Raw genomic sequence first — 13,435 nt, forward strand, 5'->3', positions numbered from 1 at the left:
TCGGTACGTCCGTGTCCTACCCTCCAATCGTGCCAGTGATTGCTGGCGCGGTTGAGGCGAAGGTCCGCAGTGGCGAAGGCCTGACGTTCTGACGGTCGATACTCGGGAGGCGGCGGCATGGCCGAGCGCGAACACGAGCACGTACGGGTGGCGGTGATCGGATCGGGGTTCGGTGGTCTGGGGGCGGCCGTGCGGCTGCGGCGCCAGGGGATCACCGACTTCGTGGTCCTGGAGCGGGCCGGATCGGTGGGCGGCACCTGGCGTGACAACAGCTATCCGGGGTGCGCGTGCGATGTGCCCTCGCACCTGTACTCGTTCTCCTTCGCGCCCAACCCCGAGTGGCCGCGCAACTTCTCCGGGCAGCCGCACATCCGCGCGTACCTGGAGCGGGTCACCGACACCTTCGGCCTGCGGCCGCACATCCGCTTCAACTCGGAGGTGCGGAGCCTGCGGTGGAACGGGGAGGAGCTGCACTGGGAGGTGGAGACGGCGAGCGGGGCGCTGACCGCGGACGTGGTGGTGTCGGCCACCGGGCCGCTGTCCGATCCCAAGGTGCCGGACATCCCGGGGCTGGCTTCCTTCCCGGGGAAGGTGTTCCACTCGGCGCGCTGGGACCATGACTACGACCTGCGCGGCAAACGGATCGCGATGATCGGTACGGGCGCCTCGGCGATCCAGATCGTGCCGTCCGTCCAGCCGGCGGTCGACCGGCTCACCCTCTTCCAGCGCACCCCGGCCTGGGTGCTGCCGCGTGCCGACCGGAAGATCAGCGGCCTGGAGCGCTGGCTGCACGCCAAGGTCCCGGCGACCCGGGCCGCGCGCCGCGGGCTGCTGTGGGGGATCAGGGAGTTGCAGGTCAGCGCGTTCACCAAGCGCCCGAACGAGCTGGGGCTGATCGAGGGGCTGGCCAAGGGGCACATGAAGCGGGCCGTGAAGGACCCGGCGCTGCGGGCCAAGCTGACGCCCGACTACCGGATCGGGTGCAAGCGGATCCTGCTGTCGAACACGTACTACCCGGCGCTCACGCAGCCGAATGTGGACGTGGTGGCGAGCGGGCTGCGGGAAGTCCGGGGGAATGTGCTGGTCGCCTCGGACGGTACGGAGACCGAGGCCGACGCGATCGTCTTCGGTACGGGCTTCCATGTGACGGACATGCCGATCGCCCACCGGGTCACCGGCGCCAACGGCACGACGCTGGCCGAGGAGTGGAAGGACGGCATGGAGGCGCTGCGCGGCACGACCGCCGCCGGATTCCCCAACTTCCTCACCATCATCGGGCCCAACACGGGCCTCGGGAACAGCTCGATGATCCTGATGATCGAGTCCCAGCTGAACTACCTGGTCGACTTCATGCGGCAGCTGGACGTGCTGGGCGGGAAGATCGCGCTGAACGCCCGGCCGTCGGCGGTGCACGCCTGGACGCGCGGCGTTCAGAAGCGGATGGAGCGGACGGTGTGGAACACCGGCGGCTGCGACAGCTGGTACCTGGACTCCAGCGGGCGCAACACGACCGCCTGGCCCGGCACCACGGCCGAGTTCCGGAAGGTGACGCGGCAGGTGGACCTCGCGGAGTACGAGGTGCTGCGCGTCCCGGCGGCCCGCGGGGGCGAGCGGTCCGGGCAGATAGCGAAGGCGGTGGCGTGATGGCACCGACGCCCATGACCAGGGGGCGGTACGCGCCGCCCGCACCGCGCCGCCGGCTGACCGCCACCTCGGCCGACGGGTCCCGCCTGCATGTGGAGATCCACGGAACGGACGAGCCCGGCGCGCCCGCCGTCGTGCTCTCGCACGGCTGGACCTGTTCGACGGCCTTCTGGGCCCCGGTCGTACGGGACCTGGCCGCCGACCACAAGGTCGTCCTCTACGACCAGCGAGGACACGGCCGTACCCCCGCCGTCGGCCCCCGCGGCTACACCACCACCGCGCTCGCCGACGACCTGGTGGCCGTGCTCGGCGCCGCGCTGGAGCCGGGGGAGCGGGCCGTGCTGGCCGGGCACTCCATGGGCGGCATGACGATGATGGCCTCCAGCGAGCGCCCGGAGTTCCGGGAGCGGGCCGCCGCCGTCCTGCTGTGCAGCACCGGCTGCGCGAATCTGAGCGCGGAATCCCTGGTCATACCGATGCGCTCGCCGGGCGGGCGCCGCATCGCGCATCAGATCGTCCTCGGATCGCGGGCGCCGCTCGGGCCGGTCACCGCGCTCGCCAAACGGATCCTGAAGTACGCCACGATGGGCCCGGCCGCGACCCCCGAGCAGGTCGAGGCGTGCGCGCGGATCGTGCACGCCTGCCCGGCGGGCGTCCGGTCCCGGTGGGGGAAGGTCCTGGCCGGGCTCGAACTGACCGGTGGCGCGGCGCGGCTGGACGTACCGACCGCCATCGTCGCGGGCACCGCCGACCGGCTCACCCCGATCGTGCAGTCCCGCCGGCTGGCCTCCGTGCTGCCGGACTTCCTGGGGCTGACCGAACTGCCGGGCGCCGGGCACATGACGCCGATCGAGGAGCCGGACGCGGTCATCGGCCGTATCCGGGAGCTGGTCCGGGACCACCTCCGGAGCGGCGGGACGACGACCACCGACCTGAAGGAGACGGCCCGATGAGCGTACGCAGGAGCCTGGAGGGGCAGGTCGCCGTCGTCACCGGCGCGGCGCGCGGGGTCGGCGAACTCCTCGCCCGCAAGCTGTCCGCGCGCGGCGCCACGCTCGCGCTGGTCGGCCTGGAGCCGGAGGAACTGGCGCGGGTGGCCGCCGCGTTGCACGGCGAGGCCGCGCACTGGCACGCCGATGTGACCGACCACGAGGCGATGGCCGAGGTGGCGCGCGAGGTCAAGGCGCGCTTCGGCAAGGTGGACATCGTGGTCGCGAACGCCGGGGTGGCCTCCGGCGGCCCGTTCGTGGAGTCCGACCCGGTGTCCTGGCGGCGGGTCATCGAGGTGAACCTGATCGGCGGCGCCGTCACCGGGCGGGCGTTCCTGCCGGTCCTGATGGAGTCGCGCGGCTACTTCCTCCAGATAGCCTCGCTCGCCGCCATCACCCCGGCGCCGATGATGACCGCGTACTGCGCCTCCAAGTCCGGCGTCGAGGCGTTCGCGCACAGCCTGCGCGCCGAGGTCGGCCACAAGGGTGTACGGGTCGGCGTCGGCTACCTGAGCTGGACCGATACGGACATGGTGCGCGGCGCGGACGCGGACGACGTGATGCGGGAGCTGCGGCAGCGGCTGCCCTGGCCGTCGAACAAGACGTACCCGCTGAGTCCCGCCGTGGACCGGCTCGTGGCGGGCATCGAACGCCGCTCCTCGCACGTGTACGGGCAGTGGTGGCTGCGCGGGATGCAGTCGGTGCGCGGCTACCTGCCGTCCGTCATCGGGACGGTGGGGCAGCGCGAGATGCGCCGCTTCGGCAGCCGACTCGACGGGCTGCGGGTGGGGCTGGTCGGTGCCGGCGGGGAGGCGGACGAGAAGGCCCGTACGAACCACTGAAGCCGGTCCGGGTGTTCCTGCTGCCATGAACCGCCCGTAATGCCATGAACTGATCGAAATGCGTGCCGTGTCGCTGCGTGCGAGGCTGGTCGGGGCCCACCCCCGAGCACCCCTCCAGGAGTGAACAGCATGGGCATCAAGGATCAGTTCGAGGACAAGTCGCGGCAGCTTCAGGAGAAGGCGAAGCAGCGCGGTCAGCAGGGCCGGGACGAGGCGAGCGGACGCGCTCAGCGGGCCCGTGAACAGGCCCGCGACCGCGAGGAGCAGGGCCGTCAACAGGTCGCGGATGCTGAGCAGGACGCCCGGGACACGTTCAAGGGCTGAGGGCAAGGGCTGAGAGCCGGCTTCCGGTCGCGCGCGTCCCGCACACTGCGCGCGCGACGAGGGGTGCACCCGTTCATTCGGGTGCACCCCTCAACTCGTCTGCAAGGCAAGCTACTTGACGACCTTGAGTGTCGTCGGCCACCCGTACCGCTGCGCCGCCGCGAACAGGTGCTTGATGTCCGCCGGTGCCAGTTTCACGCAGCCCAGCGAGCGGTAGTCGCCCTCGCCGTCCCAGCGGTACGGGCTGTCGCGACCCGGCACCGCGTCGCCCTGGGTGCCGTCCGAGCGCATCTCGCTGTGCAGGAACAGCGCGGTGCGCTGGGTGCGGCCGTCCCGGCACGTCTTGTCGGCGATCCGGATCGCGTACCCGTTGATGCCGTCGCGCCCGCCCCTCTTGTGGGTGGTGTGCGAGAGGACCCGGTATGTGCCGTCCGGCAGCCAGCCCTTGTTCCGCGCGCACTCGTCGCGGCCCGCCGTACCGCCCTGACCGGAACCGGCCCGGTAGTCGGCCAGCACCTTGCCCGTGCCGGACTGCACGAGACGGACCCGGGAGGCGGCCGGGTCGCGCTGGTTCTTGTTGAACAGCAGGTGTGTCCCGACGGCTCGCGTCGAGGGGGCGGGAGGTTCAGTGGCCCGGGCGTGGGCGGGGACGGTGGACGTGGCGAGCCCGGCCGTCAACGCTGCGGTGGCGGCCAGTGACGCTGCGCATATGCGTGTTCCCATGCAGATGCTCCTGTCGGTGTGCGGTCGGTGCTCAGCCGCTCCGCGGCGGCAGTTCGGGCCGCCGCCGGTCCGGTACGTCGGACAGGTCCGGCGGCTCCGTGGCGGGGTGGCGTTCCAGCAGGTCGAGCGCGGTACGGACGGCCACGCCGAGCTGCGGGTGGCGGCCCTCGGCCCAGTCCAGCGGCGAGCGCGGCGCCTCGATGTCCGGCGCGACACCGTGGTTCTCCACGCCCCAGCCGTACGCGTCGAACCACGCGGCGTTCATCGGCACCGTGATGTACGTACCGTCCCCGAGCCGGTGCCGCCCGGTCATCCCGACCACGCCGCCCCAGGTGCGCAGGCCGACGACCGGGCCGATGCCCTGCAGTTTGAACGCGGCGGTGATCATGTCGCCGTCGGAGGAGGTCATCTCGTCGGCGACGGCGACGACCGGGCCGCGCGGCGCGTTGCTGGCGTAACTGACGGGCTGGGCGTCGCGCGTGAGGTCCCAGCCGACGATGGTGCGGGTCAGCTTCTCCACGACCAGCTCGGAGATGTTGCCGCCGGCGTTGCCCCGTACGTCCACGATCAGCGCGGGCCGGGAGACCTCCATGCGCAGATCGCGGTTGAACTGCGCCCAGCCGGAGCCGCCCATGTCGGGGATGTGCAGATAGCCGCACCTGCCGTCGCTCAGCTCCCGTACGACCGCGCGGCGCTTGGCCACCCAGTCCTGGTAGCGCAGCGGCCGTTCGTCGATCAGCGGGACCACCGCCACGCGGCGCGACGGGCCGCCGCCCTCGGGCGCGAAGGTCAGCTCCACCGTGGTGCCGCCCGCCGCCGCGAGCAGCGGGCCCGGACCGGCCACCGGGTCGACCCGGCGGCCGTCCACGTGCGTGAGCGCCGCGCCCTCGCGGATGCCCGTACCGGCCAGCGGGGAGCGCGCCCGGGAGTCGGAGGAGTCGCCGGGCAGGATGCGGCTCACGACCCAATAGCCGTCCTTGAACACGAGGTTGGCGCCGAGCAGGCCGATCGCGCGCTGGTAGTGCGGCGGGCCCTCGTTGCGCTTGCCGGCCGTCACGTACGCGTGCGAGGTGCCCAGCTCGCCGAGCACCTCGCGCAGCAGGTCGGCGAACTCGTCGGGGGAGGCGACCCGTTCGACCAGCGGCCGGTACTGGTCCAGCACCCCGTCCCAGTCCACGCCGGACAGCCCGGGGTCCCAGAAGTACGCGCGGATGATCCGGCCCGCCTCGTCGTACGCCTGGCGCCACTCGGCGGGCGGGTCCACGTCGTGCAGGATGCGCCGCGGGTCCAGATGGACCGTCGAGTCGGCGTCCGGCGGCTCGGCCGCGGGCACCGCCCGCAGATCGCCCTCGTCGTTGACGACCAGGCGGGTGCCGTCGCCGCTGAGCGCGTACGAGTCGATGGCGCCGGTCAGTTCGGTGCGCTTGGCCTTGACCAGGTCGAAGTGTTCCAGCGTCGGCTGGCCCGAGGTGTTGTCGGGGCTGGCGAAGGTCTCGCCGAGCGCGCCGGAGATCGGCCAGCGCAGCCAGACCAGCCCGCCGCCCGCCACCGGGCGCAGCGCCGAGTACTTGGACGCCGAGACCGGGAACGGCGTCACCCGGCTCGCCAGGCCCTCCACCTCCACCAGTGCGGTGCCCTCGGCCGTCACCGGGGCCTCCGCCGGGTCCAGGCCGCCCGCCGCGGGCCGCCCGTCGGCGGACAGCTGGAAGGGGGAGGGGGTCGCGGAGGACAGCGGTACCAGGTACGGGCGGCAGCCGAGCGGGAAGGACAGGTCGCCGGTGTGCACGTCGTAGACCGGGTCGAAGCCGCGCCAGGACAGGAACGCGAGATAGCGGCCGTCGCGGGTGAAGACCGGCTGCTCGTCCTCGAAGCGGCCGTTGGTGACGTCCACGACGGTGCTGGCGGCTTCCGTACCGCCCTCGGAGCCGTTTCCGGAGCCGTTTCCGGTGAGCCGGGCGATCTTGATCTGCCGCAGCGTCCGGCCGATGCCCGGGTGGGACCAGGTCAGCCAGCCCGAGTCGGGGGAGAATGCCAGGTCGCGGACGGGGCCGTTGGCCGACTTGATCAGCTCGGCGACCCGGCCGTCGCCGTCGCCGTCCGAGGCGTCGACGAGCAGCAGCCGCCCGTCGTGCGCGGCCACCGCCAGCCGCTCGCCGTCCGGCGCCGAGACCATCTCGTGGACCCGGCCCAGGCGCCCGGCCGCGAGACGGCGCGACGCGCGCGGGATACCGGCCTTGGGCAGGTCGGCGATCTCGATCGCGTCGTCGCCCTCGGCGTCGGTGACATAGGCGATCCGGCCGGTGGAGCCCAGCATCTCGGGCAGCCGGACGCGTACCCCCGGCTCGTCGTGGATGGTGCGGGCCGGGCCGTCGCGGTGGGTGAGCCAGTACAGGCTGCCGCGCACGCCGACGGCGCTGGCCCGCCCGGTGGTGTCCACCGCGAGGGAGGTGATGTGCGATCCGGCCGGGATCTGGTACGTACGGCGCCCGGCGCGCGGACCGCCGAGGCGCACCTGGAGGCGGCGCGGTTTGCCGCTCGGGCTCAGGTCGTCCACCAGCCACAGGTCACCGCCGCACTGGTAGACGATGCGCTGCCCGTCGGTGGACGCGTGCCGGGCGTAGAAGTCGGCGTGATCGGTGTGCCGTCGCAGGTCGGTGCTGTCCGGCTTGCAGGAATAGACATTCGCGATGCCCTCGTGGTCGGAGAGGAACGCGATGCGGTCACCGACGAACATCACCGCGTCCAGGTGCCCGCACAGGTCCGGCAGCAGCCGGGTGCCGTGCAGCCACATCCGGCCCATCGCGCCGCCGCGGTAGCGCTTCCAGGAGGCGGGCTCGTGCGGCGGCTTGCCGGTCAGCAGCAGCGTCCGGCGCTCCACCGTGTCGTCGTGGTTGCCGTCGGGGCCGCCGTCGGCGACGTTCCCGTACGGGTGGCCGTCGCCCTCCAGCCGGTGCCCGTCCGCGGCGAAGTCGGCGACCGCGAGGTCCGAGACCGGGCCCCAGGGCAGCCGGCCGCCGGGGCTGCCGTCCGTGGGGACGCTGTAGGCCCAGGAGTAGTACGAGAAGGGCTGGCCGTGCGAGGAGACGGCCAGGATCTGGCCGTCCGGGGTCCAGCCGCAGACGCGGGCGTCGGTGCTCCCCCAATAGGTGAGGCGGCGGGCCGGGCCGCCCTCCACCGGGGCGAGGTGGATCTCGGGGTCGAGGCTGCGCCAGGTGGTGAAGGCGATGTGTCTGCCGTCCGGGGAGAACCGCGGGTGGCTGACCCGGGTGCGGTCGACCGTCAGCCGCCAGGCCCGGGGAGCGGTGCCGCCGTCCGTGGTCAGCGGTGCCACCCAGAGGTCGTCCTCGGCGGCGAAACACAGCATCTCGCCGTGGAGATGCGGGAACCGGAGATACGCGCCGTCACTCACGCACCCATGGTTTCGGCGTGGCGGGGCGGTGGCAACTCGGCCGCACCCGGGAATTCGGTGACGCAGACCACTATCGAAACGTTTCCGTTTCGCTGGGAGCGGCGGTACGGTCGAGCCGTACGCAAGCTGTACGAAACCGTTTCGTTCCGATGAGGGCCGTCCCGAGGAGGTGTGCCGCGATGGGCCGCAGCAGGCTGACCCCCGAGCGCGAGGCCGAGCTCTACGCGGCCGTGCTCGACCTGCTCCGCGAGGTCGGCTACGACGCCCTGACGATGGACGCCGTCGCCGCCCGCACCCGCGCCAGCAAGGCCACCCTCTACCGGCAGTGGCAGGGCAAGCCGGAGCTGGTCGCCAAGGCGCTGGACCACTACAAGCCGGTCCGGATCGCGGACATCGACACCGGCACTCTGCGCGGTGACCTGCACGCCATGGTCGCCGAGGACGACGACTGCCGGATGGAACAGGACTCCGCGCTGATCCGCGGGCTGGCTCAGGCCGCGCACTGCAACGCGGACCTCCACCGGGCGCTGCGCGACCTGCTGATCGGACCCGAGATCAACGCGCTGGACGCGATGCTCGCGCGCGCCGTCGAACGGGGCGAGGTCCCCGCCGACCGCCCCGCGCTCGGCTATGTCCCGCACATGATGATCGGCGCCTTCGTGGCCCAGCAGCTCATCGAGGACCGGCCCCCGAACCGCGCCTTCCTCACCGACTACATCGACGCCGTGGTCCTCCCCGCCCTAGGCGTCTGACCGGCCCCGGCCCCCCACGGGCCGGACCCCTCCGTCCCCACCTCCCCCATAACGGCAGCACTCGACGCGCCGCTCTCGTCGTCGGGCCGGCTCCACACGCCCTTGTACGTCCTCCACCCCGACGGGAGCGCCCCTTCTCGTGGCTACATTCCTCTACAAACTCGGACGGTTCGCCTTCCGGCGACGCCGCTTCGTCGCCCTCATATGGGTGGCGCTGCTGGCCGTCGCCGGAGTCGGCGCCGCCACCGCGTCCTCACCCGCATCCGACTCCTTCTCCGTACCGGGTACGGAGTCGCAGAAGACCTTCGACCTGCTGGGCGAGCGCTTCCCCGGCAGCAAGGCGGACGGCGCCACCGCCCGCGTCGTCTTCAAGGCGCCCGACGGGCAGCAGGTGACCGCGCCCGCGCAGAAGCAGGCCGTCGAGAAGGTCGTCGGCGAGCTGAAGTCCTCGTCGCCGCAGGTCGCGTCGGTCTCCGACCCGTACCTGGCCAAGGGCGTGGCCCAGGACGGAAAGACGGCCTACGCGCAGGTCACCTACAAGGTGTCCGGCTTCGAGCTGAAGGACGACGCCCGCGACGCGCTCAAGGACGCCGCCCGGCACGGCCGGGACACCGGGCTGACCGTCGAGATAGGCGGCAACGCGCTCCAGGCGATGCCGGAGACCGGCGCCACCGAGGTCATCGGCATCGTGATCTCCGCCGTCGTCCTCGTCATCACCTTCGGCGCCCTGATAGCCGCCGGCCTGCCGCTGCTGACGGCGCTGATCGGGGTGGGCATCGGCGTCTCGTCCATCACCGCGCTCGGCAGCGTCCTGGACCTGTCCAGCACGACCTCCACGCTCGCCATGATGATCGGCCTCGCCGTCGGCATCGACTATGCACTGTTCATCGTCTCCCGCTACCGCTCCGAACTGGCCGAGGGCCGCGAACGCGAGGAAGCGGCCGGGCGCGCGACCGGCACCGCCGGGTCCGCCGTGGTCTTCGCCGGACTGACCGTCGTCATCGCCCTCGTGGGCCTGTCCGTGGTCAACATCCCGATGCTCACCAAGATGGGCATCGCGGCGGCCGGCACGGTCGTCATCGCCGTCCTGGTCGCCCTGACCCTCATACCCGCGCTGCTCGGCTTCGCGGGCAAGCGAGTGCTGAGCCGCAAGGCCCGCAAGGGCGCCGTCGCCGCGAGCGAGGCCGAGGGCGGCAAGCCCAACATGGGCACCCGCTGGGCGCGCTTCGTCCTGCGGCGGCCGGTCGCCGTGCTGCTGGCCGGAGTCGTCGGCCTGGGCGTCATCGCCGTACCCGCCAGTTCGCTGGAGATGGGCCTGCCGGACGACGGCGCCCAGCCCACCAGCACCACCCAGCGCAAGGCGTACGACCTGCTCTCCGACGGCTTCGGGCCGGGCTTCAACGGACCGCTGATGCTGGTCGTGGACGGGCAGGGCAGCAAGGACCCGAAGGCCGCGGCGGCACAGGTCGCGGGCACGGTCGCCAAGCTGGACGGCGTCGCGGCCGTCACCCCGCCGACGTTCAACCAGGCCGGGGACACCGCGATGCTCAGCGTCGTGCCGAAGTCCAAGCCGAGCAGCACCGAGACCGAGGACCTGGTCCACGAGATCCGCGGCAAGGCGGGCGACGTGGCGCGGGACGCCGACGCGCGGGCGCTGGTCACCGGCACCACCGCGATGAACATCGACGTCTCCGAGAAGCTCAACGACGCGCTGCTGCCCTACCTGGCGCTGGTCGTCGGCCTGGCCTTCCTGCTCCTGATGGTCGTCTTCCGCTCGGTCCTCGTCCCCCTGAAGGCCGCCCTCGGCTTCCTCCTCTCCGTCGTCGCGGCGCTCGGCGCGGTGGTCGCGGTCTTCCAGTGGGGCTGGCTGTCCGGCCTGTTCGGCGTCGAGCAGACCGGCCCGGTCATGAGCATGATGCCGATCTTCATGGTGGGAGTGGTCTTCGGACTCGCCATGGACTACGAGGTCTTCCTCGTCACGCGGATGCGCGAGGCGTACGTCCACGGGGAGCGCCCCGGCCAGGCGGTCGTCACCGGCTTCCGGCACGGCGCGCGGGTGGTCACGGCCGCCGCGGTCATCATGATCTCGGTCTTCGCGGGCTTCATCGGCTCCTCCGAATCCATGATCAAGATGATTGGCTTCGGGCTCGCGGTCGCCGTCTTCTTCGACGCGTTCGTGGTCCGCATGGCCATCGTCCCCGCCGTCCTCGCGCTCCTCGGCCGCGCCGCGTGGTGGCTGCCCAAGTGGCTCCAGCGGGCGCTGCCGAACGTGGACGTGGAGGGCGAACAGCTCCAGAAGCACCTGGCACCCGAACCGGCCGATCAGCGGCCGGAGCTCGCCAAGGTGTGATCCGCTCCGGGGCGGCCGTGTGAGCGGCGCGGCCGTCCCGGCGACGCCGCCGCCCCGTGGGGACGGGGAGCGGCGCGGGACACGGCCCGGCGACGGCTCCCGTACGGTACGGGGGCGGTCGCCGGGCCGTGGCGTTCTCCTGGCGTGCTCGTGGCGTGTCCGGGGCAAGTCCGTGGCGTGTCCGTGGACTCAGGCGGAGCTCCCGGACGGCCCCAGCGCCGCGTACACCGCCTCGACCAGCGACAGGTTGCGGGTGTCGTCGCCCGTCGTGCCGCCTCCGAACTTGTTCATCACATACGCGTACGCCAGCCGGTTCTCCGGGTCGGCGAAGGCGAGCGAGCCGCCCGCGCCGCCGTGGCCGAAGGCCGCCCGGTTCGGACCGTAGAAGCCGGCCGTGTTGAGCATGTAGCCGCCGGCCCAGGCGAACGGCAGGGCGGAATCCGGCACGAACGCGCTGAGCACCAGGTCGGGTTCGTCGGGCCGGCTCTGCCGCTCCCGCAGCGCGGCGAGGGTGCCGGGGCCGACCAGTTCGCCGTCGGTCAGCGCACGGTAGACCGCCGCCAGACCGCGCGCGGTCGCGTTCCCGTTGGAGGCGGGGATCTCGGCCGAGCGGCACGCGGCGCTGTTCACGTCGCCCGCGGGCAGGTGGCGCATGGCGAGCGCCAGCGGGGCGAACGGGTGGACGTCCAGGGACCGGATGGTCCCGTCCGGCACCCCGGGGAACGAGCTGTTGAGGGTGCCGTCGCCGCCCAGGCCGATCATCCGGGCGCAGCGGTGGTGCTCGGCGGCCGGGGTGCCGATGTACAGGTCGGCGCCGAGCGGTCCGGTGATCTCCGTACGCAGGAACGTGCCGAGCGAGAGCCCGGTGATCCGCCGCACCACCTCACCGACCAGAAAACCGAAGCTGACGGCGTGATAGCCCTGCGCCGTGCCCGGCTCCCACCACGGCTCGGTGGCGGCCAGCACCGCGCACGTCTTCTCCCAGTCGTAGACGTCCTCGGGTGTCAGGCGCTCCCGCGGCCCGATGAGGCCCGCGCGGTGCGAGAGCAGCCAGCGCACCGGTATGTCACCCTTTCCGGCCTGCGCGAACTCCGGCCAGTAGCGGGAGACCGGCGCGTCCAGGTCCAACTCGCCGCGGTCGGCGAGCAGATGGGCGCAGAGCGCGGTCATGCCCTTGCTCGTCGAGTAGACGTTGACCAGGGTGTCGCGCTCCCAGGCGCGGGTACGGTCCGCGTCGGCGTGTCCGCCCCACAGATCGACGACGAACTCACCGTCCCGGACCACCGCGAGCGCCGCGCCCACCTCGCCGCGTTCGGCGAAGTTGCGCGCGAACTCGTCCCGTACGGTTGCGAACTCGGGGGCGCAGGTGCCTTGAACGGCTGTGGTCACGGTCGCCGGCTCCTCACGGGGAAAGACGGTTGCCCTGGCAAGCTAACTGCGGCTCGCCGCTCCGTCCAGGGCGGGTCGGGGCGGGAGCGCAGCGGTGCCGGAACCGGTGTCATATCCCCGGACCGGTGACGCTGTCCGCTGGTGTGCGGGCGCCGCCGCGATTGCGGAAAGGTGCCTGTTGAAGCCGTCAAGTCGGGGCCCCGGTAACCCCGTTGGCGAGTAATCTGCCCGGTGTGGAACGCGGCCGTCCCGGGGGGCGGGACGGGCCCGTCCGCGCGGAACCCCCATGGTGAGGCACCAGATGTCTGTGCAGGAATTGCTCGCGGGTCTGGAGCGGGCTGCCGGCGCGCGGGAGCGCCGCGTGTGGGCAGTTCGGTGCGCGCATGCGCTGGGGCTGGAGGGGATCGCGGTCTCCCTGCGGCGGGGCGCCGAGCTGGTCTGGTTCAGCGACGACATCAGCGCGCGGCTGGAGGACGCCCAGTTCACCCTCGGCGAGGGGCCGGGGCTGACGGCGGACTTCGACGAGGTGACCTGCCACGTGGCGGATCTGGCCGGGGGCGCCGGCGGCCGGTGGCCGCAGTTCGCCGACGAAGCCGGATCCCTGGGCGTGCGCGCCGTGTTCGTGTGGCCCGTCCGTTCCGGGGGCGCACAGCTCGGCACCCTGACCGGGTACCGCCGGACGCCGGGGCCGCTGACCGGCCAACAGGTCGCGGACGGGCTGCTGGTGGCCGACGCGCTGGCAGGCCGGGTGCTGGCCTGGCGGCCGGACACCGACGAAGCCGGCAACGGGCCGGGAACCGCGGGCGCGGTCGACCTGCACCGGACCGAGGTGCACCAGGCCACCGGCGTGCTCAGCTGCCAGCTCGGCGTCCCGCTGGAGGAGGCGCTGCTACGGCTGCGGGCCCGGGCCTTCGCCTCCGGCCAGCCCCTGCACGACACCGCCCGCGCGATCCTGCGGGCTCTCCCTCCGTAACCCGCCGCCCCGGCGGCCGCGCCACCGCGGTCCGCGTCAC

10 protein-coding genes are annotated in these 13,435 nt (G+C 72.6%); 7 read left to right on the top strand and 3 right to left on the bottom strand.

What is annotated here, in order from left to right:
• The first annotated feature begins 117 nt into the window (after nt 1-117).
• The 4 genes from IH45_RS0112600 to IH45_RS0112615 all read left to right on the top strand — a co-directional run bounded on the left by IH45_RS0112600 (nt 118) and on the right by IH45_RS0112615 (nt 3,799).
• Entirely contained in the window at nt 118-1,644 is a 1,527-nt protein-coding gene (locus IH45_RS0112600) for a flavin-containing monooxygenase (protein WP_030666156.1), read from the top strand.
• Nucleotides 1,644-2,597 (top strand): alpha/beta fold hydrolase, encoded by a 954-nt coding sequence (locus IH45_RS0112605; protein WP_030666158.1) that lies wholly within the window; start codon nt 1,644-1,646, stop codon nt 2,595-2,597. Before IH45_RS0112600 ends, IH45_RS0112605 begins: the two co-directional genes overlap by 1 nt.
• Nucleotides 2,594-3,475, top strand: a complete 882-nt coding sequence (locus IH45_RS0112610) for an SDR family oxidoreductase (protein ID WP_030666159.1) — start codon at nt 2,594-2,596, stop codon at nt 3,473-3,475. Before IH45_RS0112605 ends, IH45_RS0112610 begins: the two co-directional genes overlap by 4 nt.
• Before the next feature lie 129 nt (nt 3,476-3,604).
• A complete protein-coding gene (locus IH45_RS0112615) occupies nt 3,605-3,799 on the top strand; it encodes a hypothetical protein (protein ID WP_030666162.1) in 195 nt (64 codons plus the stop codon).
• A gap of 111 nt (nt 3,800-3,910) precedes the next feature.
• On the opposite strand, the gene IH45_RS0112620 is transcribed toward IH45_RS0112615, so the two are convergent.
• A complete protein-coding gene (locus tag IH45_RS0112620; protein WP_030666165.1) occupies nt 3,911-4,522 on the bottom strand; it encodes a L,D-transpeptidase family protein in 612 nt (203 codons plus the stop codon).
• A gap of 31 nt (nt 4,523-4,553) precedes the next feature.
• The gene (locus IH45_RS0112625; protein ID WP_030666168.1) at nt 4,554-7,931 is read right to left on the bottom strand and encodes a S41 family peptidase; all 3,378 of its coding nucleotides are present in this window, start codon (nt 7,929-7,931) and stop codon (nt 4,554-4,556) included.
• 179 nt (nt 7,932-8,110) lie between these two features.
• Between IH45_RS0112625 and IH45_RS0112630 the strand changes: the two genes are divergently transcribed.
• Nucleotides 8,111-8,683: a TetR/AcrR family transcriptional regulator gene (locus IH45_RS0112630; RefSeq protein WP_030666171.1), complete on the top strand. Its 573-nt coding sequence runs from the start codon at nt 8,111-8,113 to the stop codon at nt 8,681-8,683.
• Nucleotides 8,684-8,822: 139 nt separating this feature from the next.
• Nucleotides 8,823-11,033, top strand: coding sequence for an MMPL family transporter (locus tag IH45_RS0112635; RefSeq protein WP_030666175.1), 2,211 nt, complete (start codon nt 8,823-8,825; stop codon nt 11,031-11,033).
• Nucleotides 11,034-11,222: 189 nt separating this feature from the next.
• Here the strand turns inward: IH45_RS0112635 and IH45_RS0112640 are convergent, their stop codons facing one another.
• Nucleotides 11,223-12,422, bottom strand: coding sequence for a serine hydrolase domain-containing protein (locus tag IH45_RS0112640; protein ID WP_030666178.1), 1,200 nt, complete (start codon nt 12,420-12,422; stop codon nt 11,223-11,225).
• Nucleotides 12,423-12,723: 301 nt separating this feature from the next.
• Between IH45_RS0112640 and IH45_RS0112645 the strand changes: the two genes are divergently transcribed.
• Entirely contained in the window at nt 12,724-13,395 is a 672-nt protein-coding gene (locus IH45_RS0112645) for an ANTAR domain-containing protein (protein ID WP_158813063.1), read from the top strand.
• The last annotated feature ends 40 nt before the right edge of the window (nt 13,396-13,435 follow it).

It is taken from the genome of Streptomyces rimosus subsp. rimosus, assembly GCF_000720725.1.
In the GTDB taxonomy this organism is placed as follows: Bacteria; Actinomycetota; Actinomycetes; order Streptomycetales; family Streptomycetaceae; genus Streptomyces; species Streptomyces rimosus_A.